Annotated in this window: 19 protein-coding genes; 11 read left to right on the top strand and 8 right to left on the bottom strand. The window is 60.8% G+C overall.

Going from position 1 to position 16889, the window contains the following annotated elements; all coding sequences use genetic code 11:
* Positions 1–8: 8 nt before the first annotated feature.
* From ACZCWR_RS19745 to ACZCWR_RS19760, 4 genes are read left to right on the top strand one after another with little or no spacing between them, the layout of a single operon-like run.
* Positions 9–1007, top strand: coding sequence for a formamidase (locus ACZCWR_RS19745; RefSeq protein WP_487304669.1), 999 nt, complete (start codon positions 9–11; stop codon positions 1005–1007).
* 4 nt (positions 1008–1011) lie between these two features.
* A complete protein-coding gene (locus tag ACZCWR_RS19750; RefSeq protein ID WP_487304670.1) occupies positions 1012–1671 on the top strand; it encodes a cysteine hydrolase family protein in 660 nt (219 codons plus the stop codon).
* A 3-nt stretch (positions 1672–1674) separates the two neighbouring features.
* Positions 1675–2076: an oxalurate catabolism protein HpxZ gene (gene hpxZ, locus ACZCWR_RS19755; protein WP_487304671.1), complete on the top strand. Its 402-nt coding sequence runs from the start codon at positions 1675–1677 to the stop codon at positions 2074–2076.
* A gap of 54 nt (positions 2077–2130) precedes the next feature.
* Complete coding sequence (locus tag ACZCWR_RS19760; protein WP_487304672.1) at positions 2131–2859, top strand: GntR family transcriptional regulator; 729 nt, start codon at positions 2131–2133, stop codon at positions 2857–2859.
* 15 nt (positions 2860–2874) lie between these two features.
* On the opposite strand, the gene ACZCWR_RS19765 is transcribed toward ACZCWR_RS19760, so the two are convergent.
* Positions 2875–3228 carry an HPF/RaiA family ribosome-associated protein gene (locus ACZCWR_RS19765; protein WP_487304673.1) on the bottom strand — a complete coding sequence of 118 codons (354 nt, stop codon included), beginning with the start codon at positions 3226–3228 and terminating at the stop codon, positions 2875–2877.
* Positions 3229–3321: 93 nt separating this feature from the next.
* Complete coding sequence (locus ACZCWR_RS19770) at positions 3322–4197, bottom strand: LysR family transcriptional regulator (protein WP_487304674.1); 876 nt, start codon at positions 4195–4197, stop codon at positions 3322–3324.
* A 128-nt stretch (positions 4198–4325) separates the two neighbouring features.
* Between ACZCWR_RS19770 and ACZCWR_RS19775 the strand changes: the two genes are divergently transcribed.
* Positions 4326–5090: a TerC family protein gene (locus ACZCWR_RS19775; RefSeq protein ID WP_487304675.1), complete on the top strand. Its 765-nt coding sequence runs from the start codon at positions 4326–4328 to the stop codon at positions 5088–5090.
* Position 5091: 1 nt separating this feature from the next.
* Here the strand turns inward: ACZCWR_RS19775 and ACZCWR_RS19780 are convergent, their stop codons facing one another.
* The gene (locus ACZCWR_RS19780; RefSeq protein ID WP_487304676.1) at positions 5092–6705 is read right to left on the bottom strand and encodes a Na+/H+ antiporter; all 1614 of its coding nucleotides are present in this window, start codon (positions 6703–6705) and stop codon (positions 5092–5094) included.
* Positions 6706–6826: 121 nt separating this feature from the next.
* Here ACZCWR_RS19780 and ACZCWR_RS19785 point away from each other — a divergent pair, with 121 nt between their 5' ends.
* From ACZCWR_RS19785 to ACZCWR_RS19805, 5 genes are all read left to right on the top strand, one after another.
* The gene (locus ACZCWR_RS19785) at positions 6827–7051 is read left to right on the top strand and encodes a hypothetical protein (RefSeq protein ID WP_487304677.1); all 225 of its coding nucleotides are present in this window, start codon (positions 6827–6829) and stop codon (positions 7049–7051) included.
* Between the two features lie 102 nt (positions 7052–7153).
* Positions 7154–8992, top strand: coding sequence for a glycoside hydrolase family 15 protein (locus ACZCWR_RS19790; protein ID WP_487304678.1), 1839 nt, complete (start codon positions 7154–7156; stop codon positions 8990–8992).
* 86 nt (positions 8993–9078) lie between these two features.
* Complete coding sequence (locus ACZCWR_RS19795) at positions 9079–9378, top strand: hypothetical protein (RefSeq protein ID WP_487304679.1); 300 nt, start codon at positions 9079–9081, stop codon at positions 9376–9378.
* A gap of 100 nt (positions 9379–9478) precedes the next feature.
* A complete protein-coding gene (locus ACZCWR_RS19800) occupies positions 9479–9763 on the top strand; it encodes a hypothetical protein (RefSeq protein ID WP_487304680.1) in 285 nt (94 codons plus the stop codon).
* 40 nt (positions 9764–9803) lie between these two features.
* The gene (locus ACZCWR_RS19805; protein WP_487304681.1) at positions 9804–9971 is read left to right on the top strand and encodes a hypothetical protein; all 168 of its coding nucleotides are present in this window, start codon (positions 9804–9806) and stop codon (positions 9969–9971) included.
* A 66-nt stretch (positions 9972–10037) separates the two neighbouring features.
* Here ACZCWR_RS19805 and ACZCWR_RS19810 read toward each other — a convergent pair whose 3' ends face one another.
* A complete protein-coding gene (locus ACZCWR_RS19810; protein ID WP_487304682.1) occupies positions 10038–11831 on the bottom strand; it encodes a thiamine pyrophosphate-requiring protein in 1794 nt (597 codons plus the stop codon).
* Between the two features lie 127 nt (positions 11832–11958).
* Between ACZCWR_RS19810 and ACZCWR_RS19815 the strand changes: the two genes are divergently transcribed.
* Complete coding sequence (locus tag ACZCWR_RS19815; protein ID WP_487304683.1) at positions 11959–12525, top strand: nucleoside deaminase; 567 nt, start codon at positions 11959–11961, stop codon at positions 12523–12525.
* Here ACZCWR_RS19815 and ACZCWR_RS19820 read toward each other — a convergent pair.
* The 4 genes from ACZCWR_RS19820 to ACZCWR_RS19835 all read right to left on the bottom strand — a co-directional run bounded on the left by ACZCWR_RS19820 (position 12522) and on the right by ACZCWR_RS19835 (position 16880).
* On the bottom strand, positions 12522–14336 hold the full coding sequence (locus ACZCWR_RS19820) for a serine aminopeptidase domain-containing protein (RefSeq protein WP_487304684.1): 1815 nt from the start codon (positions 14334–14336) through the stop codon (positions 12522–12524). The genes ACZCWR_RS19815 and ACZCWR_RS19820 overlap by 4 nt on opposite strands.
* A gap of 343 nt (positions 14337–14679) precedes the next feature.
* Complete coding sequence (locus ACZCWR_RS19825) at positions 14680–15441, bottom strand: IclR family transcriptional regulator (RefSeq protein WP_487304685.1); 762 nt, start codon at positions 15439–15441, stop codon at positions 14680–14682.
* A gap of 27 nt (positions 15442–15468) precedes the next feature.
* Entirely contained in the window at positions 15469–16233 is a 765-nt protein-coding gene (locus tag ACZCWR_RS19830) for an amino acid ABC transporter ATP-binding protein (RefSeq protein ID WP_487304686.1), read from the bottom strand.
* Positions 16230–16880: an amino acid ABC transporter permease gene (locus tag ACZCWR_RS19835; RefSeq protein ID WP_487304687.1), complete on the bottom strand. Its 651-nt coding sequence runs from the start codon at positions 16878–16880 to the stop codon at positions 16230–16232. Before ACZCWR_RS19835 ends, ACZCWR_RS19830 begins: the two co-directional genes overlap by 4 nt.
* Positions 16881–16889 lie beyond the last annotated feature (9 nt).

The raw sequence follows: 16889 nt of genomic DNA on the forward strand, positions 1-16889 counted from the left end.
CCTGAATAATGAGTTCGAGTGGTCTCGGCGGTTTGAACAAGTCCCCGCACGGTATCGTGATCGGGCTGGTGCAGTTGCAGAATCTGGATGTTGGGACGCCTGACGAACTGGCGGTGCAGACGCAGCGTATCGTCGATATGGTCGGTAAAGCACGGCGCAATAATCCTGCGATGGATCTCGTCGTGTTTCCGGAATACGCGCTGCACGGCCTGTCGATGCGCACCGACGAAGCCATCATGTGCACGCTCGATGGCCCCGAAGTCGCGGCATTCAAAGCGGCATGCATCGAGCATCGCATCTGGGGATGCTTTTCCATCATGGAGCTCAATCCGCGCGGCAATCCGTATAACAGCGGTCTTATCATCGACGATAAAGGCGAGATTCAACTCTATTACCGCAAGCTGCATCCGTGGGTGCCGGTCGAACCGTGGGAGCCGGGGAATATCGGCGTGCCGGTGTGCATCGGGCCGAAGGGCGCCAAGCTCTCGCTCATCATCTGTCACGACGGCATGTTTCCGGAGATGGCGCGCGAAGCCGCTTATAAAGGCGCGGAAATCATTCTGCGCACGGCCGGCTATACCGCACCGATAAGGCACGCATGGCGCATCACGAATCAATCGAACGCGTTTCAAAATCTCGCGCAAACTGCAAGCGTGTGTCTATGCGGCAGCGACGGCACGTTCGACTCCATGGGCGAAGGCATGTTCTGCAATTTCGATGGCACGGTGATGGTCGAAGGCAGCCATCGTCCGGATGAAATCATCACCTGCGAAATGCGGCCCGATCTGGTGCGCGAGGCGCGCGTACACTGGGGCGTGGAGAACAACATCTATCAGTTCGGGCATCGCGGTTATGTCGCGGTGAAAGGCGGCGCGCGCGATTGCCCGTACACCTTCATGCAGGACATGGTGCGCGGCGAATATCGTTTGCCGTGGGAAGAGGAGGTGGTCGTGAAAGACGGGACATCATGTGGTTTTCCCGCGCCCGAACGGCGCTACGAGGGCTGATGCCATGCCGACAATCGCCAACGCCAAACCTTCCGCGTTCACGTTCGAGCCGCAGCATACGGCGCTCGTCGTGATCGACATGCAGCGCGATTTCATCGAGCCGGGCGGCTTCGGTGAAACGCTCGGCAACGATGTGTCGCTGTTGTCCTCGATCGTGCCGACCGTCGCGCGACTGATCGCGCATGCGCGCAAGAACGGGTGGCATGTGGTGCATACGCGCGAATCGCATGCGCCCGATCTCTCCGATTGCCCGCCCGCGAAACGGCTGCGCGGCAAGCCGCATGCGCGCATCGGCGACGTCGGGCCGATGGGCCGCATCCTCGTGCGCGGCGAGCCGGGCAACGCCATCGTGGATGCGCTCACGCCCATCGAAGGCGAACTCGTCATCGACAAGCCGGGGAAGGGCGCGTTCTATGCCACGCATCTCGGCGAGGAACTCGCGCAACGTTCGGTGACGCATCTGGTTTTTGCGGGCGTGACGACCGAAGTCTGCGTGCAAACCTCCATGCGCGAAGCGAACGACCGTGGCTACGAATGCCTGTTGATCGAAGATGCAACCGCCAGCTATATCCCCGTGTTCAAGACCGCGACCATCGAGATGATCCGTTCGCAGGGCGGAATCGTCGGGTGGACGGCCATGCTTGCTGACTTGCTGGAGTCCTGATCAATGAGCCTCGAACTCAACAGGCCGGAAACCGTCGCGGAAGTCGAGCGCGCGTTCATCGCCTACGAATGTGCGCTCGTCGAAAACGATGTGGAAACCATGAACGCGCTGTTCTGGGATGCACCGCAGACCATGCGCTACGGCATCGCGGAAGTGCAGCACGGCGGCGACATGATCCGGCGTTGGCGCGAAACATGCGCGCCGGTGCCTGCGTCGCGGCGTTTGCATCGCACGGTGGTGACGACTTTCGGCGCGGACTTCGCCACGGTAAGCACCGAATTCACGAGCGATGCCACGCCCTTGCTCGGCCGTCAGATGCAAACATGGGCGCGTTTGGGCGACACGAACGGCGCGTTCGGCGGATGGATCGTCGTGGCGGCGCACGTGAGCCTGATCGACGCATGACCGGACGTGTTGATAAAGAGGAGACACCGAATCAGCTCGAATAAAACCGGCGGCATGATGGAAGCAGAACCGGACAGCGCGGTGGTGAAGGCGATTCAAAGCGCCAATCCGCTCGCGGAACAGGTCTATCGAAGGCTCAAGCAGGACATCTTCAATTTCCGGCTGTTTCCCGGCGACCGCTTCTCGGAAACCGACATCGCGCAACATTACGGCGTGTCGCGCACGCCCATGCGCGATGCGCTGTTTCGCCTGCTGCGCGAAGGCTATCTCGAAGTCGGTTTTCGGCGCGGATGGAAAGTGTCGGACATCAACTTCAGCAAGCTCGATCAGCTTTACGATTTGCGGATCGTGCTGGAGACAGCTTCGCTCGACAAGCTCGGCAGCACGGCGTCGCCGCATCATCCGGAGATCGAAGCGTTAAAAGAAATTTGGTGCGTGGCGCCGGAAGCGCGTGAAAGCGATCCTATCGCGATGTTCGGCATGGACGAGGGCTTTCATCGCGGTATCGTGCGCGCGGCGGGCAATGCCGAAATCCTGCGCGTGCATAACGATGTGACGGAGCGCATCCGCATCGTGCGGCGGCTGGATTTTCTGAAGGCGCATCGCACGAGTGCGACTTACGACGAACACGCGTCCATGCTCAGGTTCATCGAGCGCGGCAAGCACGGCGAAGCGGCCATGCTGCTGCGCGCGCATATCACACAGAGCAAGCTCGAAGTCCACAAGATCACGGTGTCGATGCTGGTGGAAGCGCGCGACCGGAAGCTGCCATTCGTATCGTAATCGCGCGCTTTTAAATCATGCTTCGGCGGGTTCGGCCCATGCCAGCGTGCGCGCACGCACGCGTCGCGTCGGCTTGGTGGTCTGGCGCTTGCGAACGAGCGTGCGAGCCGCGCGGGCCAGCGCGAGATCGATCGCTGCTCGCCAGTCGCGTGCAATCGATGTCACGACCACGGTTTTCTCGCGCGTCACCTGAATCTCCACCTGACAGCGTTTATCCACGCCGCCACGCGGGCCGTTGATATCGGACAGGCTGACCGTCGCCTTCGAAATGAGCCACGCCAGACGGCGGAACACGAACTCGCTGCGCGCCTTCGCGAGCGAATGCATCGCAATGGCTTCGGGATCGCGGGACTTGAACAGGACTCTCATGAATGGCTCCTTGGGTTTGAGAGTCCAGCGTATGTCGAACAGCGCATTCAAAAAAGCAGAGAGAACGGAAGCTCAAGTTCGGAAAAACCGAACCTACACGCTTTGCATGATCTGCTGTGTCAGCGGATGATGCCGCCCGCGCCGCGACACGATGGCATGCACTTCTTCCTTGACCTCCGGCGAGCGCCCCAGCAGGCGCAGTCCGGGCAGCAACGGCCCGTCCGTCGCACCGAACTCGGCCATCGGGAACACGCCGAGCCCGCGCGCGCCGAACACCGCCATGAGCGCGCTGTCCTCGAATTCCCCGGCGATGCGCGGCGTCAATCCTTGCGCCTCGATCCAGCGATCCAGACGCGCGCGCAGCGTGGAATGGCCGGTCGGCAACAGCACAGGCAAGGTGGCGAGACACGCCGGAAACTGCGACACCGCGCTTTTACGAACCAGCGCCGCAGGCCCATACCAATCAACGGGCGATGCCACCAATCGCTCGCTCGTCAGCCGCAAATTGTGATTGTGCGGCGCGGGATGGCTTGATAGCACGAGATCGAGCTTGTGCAGCGCGAGTTCGCTCAATAGCTCGTCCGTTTCGCCTTCATGGCACAGCAACCGCAGCGAAGGATTGCCAAGCACGGGCGAGAGCAGGGCGTGCGCCGCGAGCTTGGAGATGCCATCCGTCAGACCAACAGCAAGGCGCGCCTGCGTGCCGCTGGCCGCTTCGCGCACTTCTTCATGAATCATTTGCCCGAGCTGAAAAATCTCTTCCGCACGCGCGTACGCAACTTGTCCCGCCTCGGTCATCGCGACGCCGCGCCCCTCCGGCTTCAGCAATTGATGCCCGAGCGACTTTTCCAGTTCGCGCACCTGCGCGCTGATGGTCTGCACGGCCATGTCCAGCCGTTCCGCCGCGCGCGCAAACCCGCCTTCCTTCACGACGACCCAAAAATAATGCAGATGACGATAGTTGAGCATAAGCGCCTCAGGTAACCCAAGGTTCGTAAAAACCGAACTTTCCATTCGATTATCGCTTATTTTTTCTACGTGACGTTTGACGGAAGATCGTGCCCTGAACTTCAACTCATTCCATTCATCCATTCCTCATGGACTACCTTCTCTCCCTCGCAGTCGATCCCACCGTCTGGGCCGCGCTCGTCACGCTGATCGTGATGGAAGTGGTGCTCGGCATCGACAATCTCGTATTCATTTCGATCCTCAGCAATAAGCTGCCGCCGGAACAGCGCGCGCGCACGCAACGCATGGGCATCATGCTCGCGCTGGTGATGCGGCTCGCGTTGCTCGGCACCGTGGCGTGGATCGCGCGTCTGACCACGCCGGTCTTCGAAGTCTTCGGACACGCGTTTTCGTGGCGCGATCTCATTCTGCTTGGCGGTGGCCTGTTCCTCGTCTGGAAGGCGACCAAGGAGATGCACCACCATGTCAGAAAGGGCACGGATGGCGAGCAATCCGGCTCGGGCGTGGGCACGCTGACGGCGTGGGCCGCCATTGGCCAGATTCTGGTGCTCGACCTCGTGTTCTCGGTGGACAGCATCATCACGGCGGTCGGCATGACGGAGCATTTGCCGGTCATGTTCATCGCGGTCATCTTCGCGGTCGCCACCATGCTGTTCGCGGCGCAACCGCTGTCGCGCTTCATCGAACGTAATCCGACGGTGGTCACGCTGGCGCTCGCGTTCCTGATGGTGATCGCGATGACGCTGATCGCCGAAGGCTTCGGCACGCACGTTCCGAAGGGTTATATCTACGCGGCAATGGGCTTCGCCGGTTTCGTGGAAGCGTTGAACATGCTGTCGCGGCGCAAGAAGAAGCGGCACGAAGAACAACGCGCCGCTGTCGCGACAAGCTAAATCAACCGCGCGCGTGTTCCGCCGTGATCTCCTGCAAGTCGAACTCGCGTTCCAGCGAATGCAGGAGTTCATCGTGAATCAGGCCACCGCGATGCAGCCGCAGCAGTTCCGCACGCCCCGCCGCGATGGCCGCGAGCACGACATCGTAATGCGCGTGGCGGGCATCGTCGGGGAATTCTTCGAGATCCTCGAAGCGCTTGGAAAGCGTCGCGCGGTAGTTGTATTGCTCGAACAGACGCGGATGGATCACCGTGCCGCCTTCATCGTGAACGAGCGGCGTGATGGCGGCCAGTTGCGCCGCTTCGAGCCGCGCCCACGCCTGCGGTTCGCTCAGATGACGCAGCGAGCGTTCGCGTCCGCGCCGCACGTTGAGCCAGCGAATGAGCGGGCCCATCGTGGTGCCTTGCAGCAGCACGGTGACGAGAATCACCGCGAATCCCGCGAAAATGATGAGATCGCGGCCGGGCATGTCGTCCGGCAGCGAGAGGGCAACCGCGAGCGTCACCACGCCGCGCATGCCAGCCCAGCCGAGAATGGTCGCCGCGCGCCAGTTCGGTTCGAGTCCGCACGGCTCGCCGTCTTCGCTCTCTTTCTTGCGGCCCGTCGCGATCCACACGACGCCCTTGATGGCCTCGACGCCATACATCCACACGAAGCGCGACACGATCACCACGCCGATGACCGTGCCCGTCGCGGGCGCGAGCAGCGAGAACGCGTGCCCCACGCCACCAAGCCGCACCGCGATGCCGCGCAGCGACAATCCGATCAGCACGAACACCAGCGCTTCCAGCACGAACACGACGATCTGCCAGAACGCGGTGCCACGCATGCGCTGCGCCGCGCTGAAGACTTCGTGCTGATGCCAGCCCACCACCATCCCGCACGTCACGGTGGCAATCACGCTCGACACGCCGAGCATTTCCCCCGCGATATAGCTGACCCAGGCGGTCAGCATCGACGTGGTGATGACGAGATAATCGTCCTCCAGCGCGCGCAGCAAACGCACGGCGATAAAGCCCGCGACGATGCCGACCGCCACGCCGCCGAGCGCGAGCAGCGCGAAGCTGCCCATTGCGCGCGGCGCGCTGAACACGCCGCTCAACGCCGCCACGACGGCGAAGCGGAACAGCACGAGGCCCGCGGCATCGTTGAGCAAGGATTCGCCTTCGAGCAGCACCATCAGCCTGCGCGGCAGCGAGACGCGCTCCAGAACGGCCTTGGCGGCGACGGCATCGGGCGGCGAGACCACCGCGCCCAGCGCGAAGCATGCGGCCCACGGAAGCTCCGGCACGACCAGATGCACCGCATAACCCACCACGAAGGTCGTGAACGCGACCGCGCCGATGGCGAGCAGCAGAATGCCGCTCAGATTGCGCTTGAAGTCCTCCCACACAAAGAAGTACGCGCCGTACATCAGAAGCGGCGGCAGGAACACGACCAGCACCAGTTCCGGGTCCAGTTCGAAGCGCGGCAGGCCCGGTATGAAGGCCATCGCCACGCCGCCGACGAGCAGTGCGGCTGCGGGCGGCAGGCGCAGGCGCTTGGCGAGCACTTCCAGCGCGATGATCGCGATCAACGCGACGAGCATCAGATTGAATGCCGCGACAGCATGCATAAATTTCCTCTTTTGTAGGTGCAATGCGCGATGTGCCACCATCGCGGCGATGGGTGGGTTGATAACATCGGGCCGCAAAATCCGCACATCGTATCCTCAACTTTTTTCTTTCGGAGCACCGATGAGACGAAAAACGTCGGGCGTGGCAGTGGTTGCGTTGTTGGTGGGCGTCGCGGTCGCGGCGGTCGTGTATATCGCGAGCTTCGGCAAATCGTCACGGCACGCGGAAGTTTCGCCCGCACAGACCGAGGCCGTGGCGCAGGGCACGCCTGCGAGCGAAAGCGCCTTTGCCCTGACGCCGGAGTCGGCCGCATCCGCTACCGGAACCAGTACCGCCGCGCGCTAAAAACGAGAGAATAGAACGTCGTCGTATTTTTGTCTCGATCATTACGAATGACAGGAATGCGACTTGCAGGCTCTTGCACGAATTGTCCTGGAGCCTCTCGCAATGGGTCACGCCTCTCAGCACGTACCCCCCGCCGCCTTGCCCGTCGATGCGCGCGGCATGATCGGCAACATGAACACGGCCGCGCTGGTTTCGCTGCGCGGCGAGATCGACTTCATGTGCTATCCGCGCATCGATTCGCCCACGCTGTTCGCCGCGGTTCTGGACAGCGAACGCGGCGGCGCTTTCTCCATCACGCCGCGCGCCGAACACGCCAACGTCAAGCAGATGTATCTGCCCGAAACCAACGTGCTGCTCACGCGTTTCATGACAGGCGAGGGCGTGTGCGAGCTGCTCGATCTGATGCCGGTGCCGGGCATTCCCGAACGCAGCGATGCGGTGCCGAATTGCGTCATGCGCATCATTCGTCTGGTGTACGGAACAATGACGCTCGATGTGCGGTGTGCCCCGCGTTTCGACTATGCACGCGTGAAGCACGAGGCGCGGCCCTTTGAAAAGGGTATCGAATTCTTTCCAGCCGATGGCACGCCGCCGGTGAAGCTGTTCGGCACGGTGCCGCTCTCGATCGACGATAACGATGCTCACGCCACGCTGGAACTGAAGCAGGGCGATTCGGCGCATTTCGCGTTCGGGGCATCGGCCACGCTGCCCAAACTCAAGGGAAACTTCGATGCGATTCTCGAGGAGACCATCGATTTCTGGAAGGAATGGTCGTCACGTTCGACGTACCGTGGACGTTATCGCGAAGTGGTGTTGCGTTCGGCGCTCACGCTCAAGATGCTGAGTTCCGACGAGTCCGGCGCGATTGTCGCCGCGCCGACTTTCGGGCTGCCCGAAGCGCCGGATGGCTCGCGCCGCTGGGATTATCGTTTCACCTGGATTCGCGATGCCGCGTTTTCCGTTTATGCGCTGTTGCGGCTCGGTTATACGGGTGAAGCGGAGCGCTTCGGCAAGTGGATCGCGGAGCGCAGCCGCGATTGCAGTTCGAATGGCTCGCTGCGCGTGATGTACGCGGTCGATGGGGAAGATGCGCTCGAAGAGACGCGTCTGGAAAGCCTCGGCGATGGCCCGCCGAACGATGTGCTCGTCGGTAACGAAGCGCGCTCGCAAACTCAGCTCGATGTTTATGGCGCGTTGCTCGATTCCGTTTATCTCTACAACAAGTACGGCGCAGCGATCTCCTACGATGGCTGGCGGCACGTTTCGCGTACCGTGGATTATGTGGTGGAACATTGGCGTGAACCGGACCACGGCATCTGGGAGTTTCGCAACGGCACACGGCCCTTGCTGCATTCACGGCTGATGTGCTGGGTGACGGTGGATCGCGCGCTGCGTCTGGCGGAAAAGCGCTCGCTGCCTGCGCCTCTGGTGCGCTGGTTCGAGACGCGCGATGAGATTCATCGCGAGATACACGAGCAGTTCTGGAACGACGAACTCAAGTCGTTCGTGCAGACGCCCGGTTCATCCACGCTCGATGCTTCCGCGCTGATGATGCCGCTGGTACGTTTCATCGGCCCAAAAGATCCGCGCTGGATCGGAACGCTGGATGCGATCGGCCGTGAATTGCGCGTCGATCCGTTGATTTTTCGTTATACGCGCGGGTCCACGCTCGACGGTTTGCCCGGCATGGAAGGTGGTTTTTCCGCGTGTTCGTTCTGGTATGCCGAAGCGCTGGCTCGTGCGGGACGCGTGGACGAAGGACGGCTCGTGTTCGAGAAGATGCTGGCGTATGCGAACCATGTCGGACTCTTTTCCGAGGAGGTTTCAACGAGCGGCGTGGCGCTGGGGAATTTTCCGCAGGCGTTGACGCATCTGGCGCTGATCAGCGCGGCTTATCAGGTGGATCGGGATTTGGATCGTGTGCATGTGCCGTGGACGTGATGCCTTCGAGTTATCAGGCGTTTTCGCTGCGCGGTGCGCTAATTGCTCGAAGATCACCGACGCTCTTTGAAAGAACCGAGGTCCGCATGATTCGCAATTTTCGCGCTTTGGTAATCTCAGTGCTTGCATGCGCCTGCACGGCGCTTCCCGCATGTGCATGGGCGCAGCAGGACGGCGCGCCGCCGGGCAATACAACACCGCATAACGATTCTGGGAAGTCCGCCGGCACGGAAGGCGGTGCAGGCGCGGCGGGCCAGTCTGGGACGGATCCCGCCACGCTGAGCCGCATCGAAGATCAGCGCATTCAAAAAAAGAACGCTCAGTCGGGAGTTCAGGGCGCCTCGGGTTCCAAAGCCACGTCCAAGCGCCGCGATTGGAAGGATTGATCCTACGTGACCTAATCGCGCTTACGGAGACATCCCGGCACGTCCGATGCTGACATCTTGATTGCGGCGCGCATGCCGCCGATCAGTCAAGGAGACGAAAATGAAATCTATCGTGATCGCGGGCGTATTCGTAGCGTTCGCCAGCACCGCAGCCATCGCACAGGACGCGCCGCGCACTCAGACGAACCAACAGTCCTCGCAAATGCAACAGGAACAGCCGGGCGTGACGCCCACCGCTCGAATGGGTGACGCTTCGAAGGGCGGCGTCTCGCAGGGCACTTCAGGCAGCGGGACACTCATGCAGCAGCGAGAACAAGGCATGTCGCCCAATTCTGATCAGTCCGGCAAGGCAGGCAGCAATTCCACGGGCACCATGAAGCAATGATGTGGATTGCATCGGGTAACTCTTTTGCATGGAGTCGGCAATGGCTCAACAACCTCCTCTCAATCCCGGCGATGAAGCCGAGCCCGACACCACCGGCACGGGCGAAGACATGTGTCCCGATTGCAATGGTTCGGGCAAGCGCGAAGGCGCGACGTGCCCAACGTGCGACGGGACCGGAAAAATAACGCAAGGAATCGGCGGGGGTTGATGATTGAGCGGGGCGTCGGCGCGCGATGCCGACCGGCACGATGAAAGTCCGCCCCGCATGGCGGGCCTAATCCTTATGTCCCGGCAGCACCGCCCCTAAAACCTGCCGCGCAGTATCGACGATGACATTACCCTGTTGCGGGTCGCCCTTCATGAGCGTGGTCGCGAAGGCCTTGGCCTGCTGCAACGTGATATGCGGCGGCAAGGGCGGCACGTTCGGGTCGGCCTTCACTTCGATCACGACAGGCCGGTCCGATGCGAAAGCCTCGTCCCAGACTGCCGCCATGCGTTCGGCGTCGTCGACATAAAGGCCTTTCAAGCCGATCATTTCCGCGAACTGATGATAGGGCACAGAAGGGATATCCTGCGATGCCTCGAATTTCGGATCGCCCTCCATCACGCGTTGTTCCCACGTGACCTGATTCAGATCCTGATTGTTGAGCACCATGCAGATCCAGCGCGGATCGGACCATTGCTTCCAGTATTTCGCCACGGTGATGAGTTCGGCCATGTTGTTCATCTGCATGGCGCCATCGCCGACGAGAGCGATGACGGGCCGCGACGGATGCGCGAACTTCGCCGCGATCGCATAGGGCACTGCCGCGCCCATCGACGCGAGACCGCCCGATAGCGAACACATCATGCCGCGCTTCACCTTCAGATCGCGTGCGTACCAATTTGCACAGGATCCCGAATCACTCGTGACGATGGCATTTGCCGGCACGCGCGGCGACAGTTCCCACACGGTGCGCTGCGGATTGACGCCGCCTTTCGCGGGTTCGATGGCGCGCTTTTCCAGCGTCTTCCACCAGTCGGCCGTCCAGCCCTCGATGCGCTTGCGCCACGCTCGATCTGTCTTTTCCTGCAACATCGGAAGCAACGCGCGCAAGGTTTCGGCGCTGTCGCCCACGAGATTGACTTCCATCGGATAACGAATCGATAGCATGTCTGCCTTGATGTCGATCTGCACGCCGCGCGCCGCGCCTTCCTTCGGCAGGAATTCGGCGTACGGGAAGCCCGAACCGATCATGAGCAGGGTATCGCACTCGGTCATCAGCTTATAGCTCGGCTCCGTGCCCAGCAGTCCGATCGAACCGGTGACGTAGGGCAGATCGTCCGGCAGGGCGGCCTTGCCGAGCAGCGCTTTCGCCACGCCCGCGCCGAGCTTTTCCGCGACGGCGATCACTTCATCGGTGGCCTTGAGCGCTCCGGCGCCCACCAGTATCGCCACCTTCTTTCCTGCGTTGAGCACATCGGCCGCACGTTGCAGATCGTCGGGATAAGGCACGATCCTGGGCGCTTCGTATCCGACTCCGGAATGCAGCGTGCCATGCTTTCTGCCGGGCGATTCATAATCCAGATCCTGAAGATCGTTCGGCAGCACGAGCGCTGTCACACGCTTTTCCGACAGCGCAATCCGCACCGCGCGATCGACCAGATGGCGGATTTGCGAAGGCACGCTCGCTTGCTGCACGAATGCGCCTGCAACATCCTTGAACATCGCCGGAAGATCCAGTTCTTGCTGATAATGACCGCCGAGCGCCGCGCGCGCTTGCTGACCTGCAATGGCCAACACGGGCATGTGATCGAGCCGCGCATCGTATAGACCGGTCAGTAGATGTGTCGCGCCCGGTCCCGATGTTGCGATGCACACGCCCAGCTCACCCGTGAATTTAGCGTGCGCCGAGGCCATGAAAGCGGCCATTTCTTCATGCCGCGCCTGTACGAACTCGATCTTGCCCTTCGCGCGGTTCAGCGCGCCGAACACGCCGTTGATGCCGTCTCCGGGATATCCGAAGATGCGCCGGACGCCCCATGCGTGTAGACGGTCGATCAGAAAGTCGCCGACGGTGATGGACATGACGGAGTCTCCGGGAAAGGGAAAGGGGAAGATGAAGAGGACGTGCTGCTTCACGCCGGGATCGCAAAGCGTGTGCCGGTATTCGAAGAAGTTTCATTTGGAGGCGCGGTTTTCGTTGGAACGCGGCATGATGGTTGTTGCCGCATCAATCGAGAAATCCGATAATTTGCGTTATGTCAATTTAATCATTGAGCCCATCATGATCGATCAAGTCGACATCCAGCACCTCGAACGCTGCATCGAACTCGCGGAAACCGCGCTCAATGCAGGCGACCAACCCTTCGGCTCATTGCTGGTCGCCAAAGACGGCCGTGTCCTGCTGGAAGAACGAAACCTCATCGGCAGTGGCGACAAAACCCAGCACCCGGAATTCGCGCTCGCTCGCTGGGCGGCCAACCATCTCGGCGAAACGGAAAGAAAAGACGCGACGGTCTACACATCCGGCGAACATTGCCCGATGTGTTCCGCCGCGCATGGATGGGTGGGACTCGGCCGCATCGTGTATGCAAGTTCCAGCGAGCAGTTCTCACGCTGGAGCGCGGAATTCGGTGCATCGGCGGGACCCGTGCGGGCCCTGTCCATTCAGGACGTCATTCCCGGCACGCTCGTCGATGGCCCCGTCGAAGCAATGGCACAACGCGTACGCGAACTGCACCTCGCCTATCATCAGCGACACGAAAGCGGAACCGCCTAAAGCACCGCTGTCGCGCGTTCGGTCATCGCAGGTTCCGATAATTCCCGGCTCGTATCCTTGATGAGCTTCTCGCACAGAACGATCACTTGCCCGATGCAATCCGCGTTGAACAGCGAATGATCGATGTTCGGATACGTCCTCACCTCGACGGACGGAAACCGCGACAAACGCGCACCGAGCTTGCCAAAGTACGATGCGAGCAGATCGAGACCCGCATCGTAGCTGCCGTACAGGAACGTGGTACGCACGCCTTTGGCATCGAGCGCGCGCACCATCGGCAAGGGCGTTTCCGCAAGTTCTGGCGGCACGCGGCTCAAACGGTCCAGATGCAATACGTCCACGACACGCGAACCCGCTCGCTTGGCCATGTACATGCCGATGAAATTCACCACGCGCAGCAAGTTCTTTTCACCGCGCATGATCGCTTTCCACTTGTTCCATTCGAGCATGGAAAGCGCGTAGCCTGCCATCGAGTTGCGCGTTTTCTTGCGCAGCGCCTCGGGCGTCGTATCTTCAGGACGCTTGAACGTCGGGATGTTCACCGACACGACACCATTGATGCTCGGCTCGATCACCGCGGCCTTGAGCGCATGGTAAGCGCCCGAACAAATGCCGAATGTGAAGATGAACGGATATCCCTGACGCGCGAGCCAGCGCGCGGCGGCCGCTGCATCCTGAGTCGCCAGCAAATTGTAGATGCGCCCATACGGCGTATCCGATTGCACCGCATTCGGACTCGCGGGACTATCGCCACGTCCGCGCGCATCGAAACGCAAGGACGCCACGCCGCGAGAAGCCAGTTCGCGCGCAATTCGCACCGACAGCCGGCTATCTCCGACGCGAGGGCTCGCGGATGTATTGGTCAACAGAAATACCGGCGTCGCACGATCCCGGGTGCGGCGCGGTTCGCACAGGATTCCGAACAATCCTTCCTCACCGATGCGCACGGGCCGCTCGATCGCATCGGCGGATTCGACACGTAAATCCGGCCATTCGATCGCCGCAGGCAAGCCCGGCTGCGCAGAACGCGCCTGCACCTGCGCGCCCTGCGCGATCCATTCGGCAGCTTGTTCGAAGGCGCGGCGCGGCATCACCGTGAAGGCCGATTCCTGCAGGAAGCCGGTGAGATCCTCGAACGGGCGCGTCTGGACATCGGCGCCCTTCGCGGCCAATGCATCGCCCAACGGATCGTTCGAACCGGTCCCCGCTTTCATGATCAGTACACGGCGAGCCGGCGCACGATCGCTGTCCTTCACGCTTCTGACCAGATCGATGGATTCGAGCGCGCGCTTGAAATCGTCGTGATAAAGCTGCCCCAACACATTGAGCGGCCCTTCCGTGGACTGGATCTCGCGCAGCGGCGGCGGCAACTGATCGAGCCAGGTCTTGCGCACGACGCTCAATTCGCGCATGTACGAACGTCCGCTCATGACGGGCGCGAGCAACGCAAGCGCATCCACGTGATGATTCAATGCGGACGACAGCGCCAGGGCAGCGCCGACGCGAAAGCCGCATAAGGTCACATGATCGATCTGCGCCTGAGACTTGAGGAATTGAACGGCCGAATCGATGTCGTCGATCGCCGTGTCGAAGCGCCCTGCTTCGAGATCCGCGCCCGCGGAATCTCCCGTGCCGAGATAATCGAAACGCAATACCCAAAGGCCGCGCGCCGACAAGGCATCGGCGAGATGCCGCAGGCCGCTGTATGTCCAGACGAATTCATGACCGTAGGTATTGCACAGAACCACACCTCGGGTGCCCTCACCCGGATGCAACCATCCAAATCGTCCGCCGAATACAACCGGTGTCATTTCTTGTTTTCCTCATTACTGGCAGCGCGCGAAGGTCCGTGCCGTATCGAACGGCATCTCTGCTTCGTGATGGCCGCTATGTCTCCTCGACCAGAAGGCCTTGATTCATCAACAGGAGCAAATGCTATTCCGCCGCTAAGGACGTCAAGACGCAAACGATTTCTCTCACATCCCGTCGCGGCTTGCTGCTTATGATTATATTAAGCTCGCTTACGGGTGACCGACCCATTCCGGAAAATATGCTTAATCTGGCTAGGGATTGGCGAACAAGGCGTGCCGTTTGATGTTCAAACGGCAGTTTTGTCTGTGGATATTCGTATGGAGGGAATTTCGACGGATAGCGTCAATTGCGCCCATAGGGCTGGGACAGCGCCTTGGCGGATTGTATGAGCGCCTGCAACATGAGGTCTCTCTTCTCGGTGTCCGTGTCGCGGCTGGTCATGAAACATAATGCCGCAACCGCGAAGCCGGACCGGTCGCGCACCGGCGCGGCCATGCAATAACGGAAGATATGGGAAAGGCCTGTGGTGCAGCAATAGCCTTGTTCGGCCGCACGCTGCACGTCCGCGACGAAATCGTCGAAGCCAACTTGCTTGCCATTGTCGAGCAGGAAATCCTCATCAGGAATGAGTGCGCGTATGGCTTGCGCGTTCATGTGTCCCAGCAACAGGCGTCCCGATGCCGTCCATGGAATCGGCACTTTCACGCCGATGTCCGAGCTGATATTGAATGGCCGCGAACTGTTCTCCGACAACACGACCGTGTACTTGTTTCCTTCCAGCATGCACAACTGCGCGGTCTCGTCGAAATTGCGCACCAGCGTGAGAATGGCCTGATGCGCGCGGCTGATCAGATCATTGTGAACCGCGTAATCCGAGCCGTAATAATGCATCTCGCGCCCGAAGAACACACTCCCGTTCGCGCTCGTTTCCAGCCATCCTGCTTCGCTCAGAATCGTGACGAGTTCATAGACGCTCGAACGCGGAGCACCCGTGGCTTCGATCAATTCGCGCATCGTCAGCGGACGGCGCGCAAGATGCAGTTGCTTCATGATCTCGACCACGCGATCGACTCCGCGCGCGCGGGACGTTTCGACTGAGGACATCCTTTGTTCTCCGCGCATCAAATTCATTCAGTGATCCAGCACGCGATGCAGGAATTGACGCGTGCGTTCATTCTGCGGATTCACGAAAATATGTTCCGGTGCGCCCTGCTCCGCGATCACGCCACGGTCCATGAACACCACGCGGTCCGCGGTCTTGCGCGCGAAACCCATTTCATGCGTGACCACGACCATGGTCATGCCATCGCGCGCGAGACCGCGCATGACTTCGGTGACTTCGCCGACGAGTTCGGGATCGAGGGCGGACGTGGCTTCATCGAAAAACATGATGCCCGGCTCCACGGCAAGCGCGCGCGCAATGGCCACGCGCTGCTGCTGGCCGCCCGAAAGCTGGCTCGGATAATGATCCGCGCGATCGGCCAGACCCACGCGATCCAGGGCATCCATGGCGCGTTTTCTGGCATCGGCGGGCGTCATCTTGCGCGCCTTGATAAGCGCCAACGTGACATTGCCGAGCGCGGTCTTATGCGGAAAGAGATTGAATTGCTGAAACACCATGCCGACATGGCCACGAATTTCCCGCGCACGCTTAGCGTCGTGCAAAGGTACTTCGTTCACCCAAACTTCGCCGGTGTCCGCAGTCTCAAGACCACTCATGATGCGTAGCACCGTGCTTTTTCCCGAGCCCGACGCACCAATCAAGACGAGCACTTCGCCCGGCTTTACATCGAGCGTGATTTCGCGCAAGACCTGCGTGGCGCCGAACGACTTGCTGACCTGCGCGAGATTGATGATCGGCTTGACTGCCTGAACCGCCTGAATCGCTTCACTCATGACAAGACACTCCTTCTACGATCGTGACGGCGCACCCACTGCGACAGCGGAAAGCACACGATGAAATAAAGCACGGCGACGAGCCCGTAAATCTGCACCGGCTGGCCGACGCGATCGACGATCGCCTGACCGCCGTGCATCAGTTCCGACATACCGATCATGCTCACGATGGACGTATCCTTGATAAGCGAAAGATATTGTCCGACGAGCGGCGGCAATACGATCTTGCCGGTCTGAGGCAGCACGACCGAGAAGAATGCTTGCGTTTTGGATAGCCCCAGAATTTGCGAAACTTCCCACTGGCCTTTGGGCACCGACTCGATACCCGAGCGAAATACCTCCGCGATATAAGCGCCCTGATAAACGCTAAGACCCACTACGCCCGCGGCAAAGACATCGATTGCATAACCGAAATACGACACGCCGAAATAAATGAACATGAGCGTGATGAGCACCGGGGTGCCGCGAAATAACTCTGTATAGAGCCGCGCGATGCGGTCCGTGCCCCACGGGCCGAAAGAACGCAATACAGCGGCCAGGAGACCGATCAGCGTGCCGCCCACGATGGACGCGGCGGACAGCGCGAGCGTCATCAGAAGCCCTTGGAAAAGGATCGACAGGCTGGTCGTCAACAATTCGCTCGACATGTCCTCTCC

The sequence above is a fragment of the Caballeronia sp. A2-2 genome (assembly GCF_057612605.2).

What these genes read in the sequence shown, in the direction of transcription:
- ACZCWR_RS19825 (WP_487304685.1), bottom strand. Translation starts at nt 15,441, where the DNA reads ATGTCCTCAGTCGAAACGTCCCGCGCGCGCGGAGTCGATCGCGTGGTC.
- ACZCWR_RS19815 (WP_487304683.1), top strand. Translation starts at nt 11,959, where the DNA reads ATGATGGTTGTTGCCGCATCAATCGAGAAATCCGATAATTTGCGTTAT.
- ACZCWR_RS19800 (WP_487304680.1), top strand. Translation starts at nt 9,479, where the DNA reads ATGAAATCTATCGTGATCGCGGGCGTATTCGTAGCGTTCGCCAGCACC.
- ACZCWR_RS19835 (WP_487304687.1), bottom strand. Translation starts at nt 16,880, where the DNA reads ATGTCGAGCGAATTGTTGACGACCAGCCTGTCGATCCTTTTCCAAGGG.
- ACZCWR_RS19795 (WP_487304679.1), top strand. Translation starts at nt 9,079, where the DNA reads ATGATTCGCAATTTTCGCGCTTTGGTAATCTCAGTGCTTGCATGCGCC.
- ACZCWR_RS19770 (WP_487304674.1), bottom strand. Translation starts at nt 4,197, where the DNA reads ATGCTCAACTATCGTCATCTGCATTATTTTTGGGTCGTCGTGAAGGAA.
- ACZCWR_RS19805 (WP_487304681.1), top strand. Translation starts at nt 9,804, where the DNA reads ATGGCTCAACAACCTCCTCTCAATCCCGGCGATGAAGCCGAGCCCGAC.
- ACZCWR_RS19775 (WP_487304675.1), top strand. Translation starts at nt 4,326, where the DNA reads ATGGACTACCTTCTCTCCCTCGCAGTCGATCCCACCGTCTGGGCCGCG.
- ACZCWR_RS19760 (WP_487304672.1), top strand. Translation starts at nt 2,131, where the DNA reads ATGATGGAAGCAGAACCGGACAGCGCGGTGGTGAAGGCGATTCAAAGC.
- hpxZ (WP_487304671.1), top strand. Translation starts at nt 1,675, where the DNA reads ATGAGCCTCGAACTCAACAGGCCGGAAACCGTCGCGGAAGTCGAGCGC.
- ACZCWR_RS19785 (WP_487304677.1), top strand. Translation starts at nt 6,827, where the DNA reads ATGAGACGAAAAACGTCGGGCGTGGCAGTGGTTGCGTTGTTGGTGGGC.
- ACZCWR_RS19750 (WP_487304670.1), top strand. Translation starts at nt 1,012, where the DNA reads ATGCCGACAATCGCCAACGCCAAACCTTCCGCGTTCACGTTCGAGCCG.
- ACZCWR_RS19820 (WP_487304684.1), bottom strand. Translation starts at nt 14,336, where the DNA reads ATGACACCGGTTGTATTCGGCGGACGATTTGGATGGTTGCATCCGGGT.
- ACZCWR_RS19810 (WP_487304682.1), bottom strand. Translation starts at nt 11,831, where the DNA reads ATGTCCATCACCGTCGGCGACTTTCTGATCGACCGTCTACACGCATGG.
- ACZCWR_RS19745 (WP_487304669.1), top strand. Translation starts at nt 9, where the DNA reads ATGAGTTCGAGTGGTCTCGGCGGTTTGAACAAGTCCCCGCACGGTATC.
- ACZCWR_RS19830 (WP_487304686.1), bottom strand. Translation starts at nt 16,233, where the DNA reads ATGAGTGAAGCGATTCAGGCGGTTCAGGCAGTCAAGCCGATCATCAAT.
- ACZCWR_RS19790 (WP_487304678.1), top strand. Translation starts at nt 7,154, where the DNA reads ATGGGTCACGCCTCTCAGCACGTACCCCCCGCCGCCTTGCCCGTCGAT.
- ACZCWR_RS19765 (WP_487304673.1), bottom strand. Translation starts at nt 3,228, where the DNA reads ATGAGAGTCCTGTTCAAGTCCCGCGATCCCGAAGCCATTGCGATGCAT.
- ACZCWR_RS19780 (WP_487304676.1), bottom strand. Translation starts at nt 6,705, where the DNA reads ATGCATGCTGTCGCGGCATTCAATCTGATGCTCGTCGCGTTGATCGCG.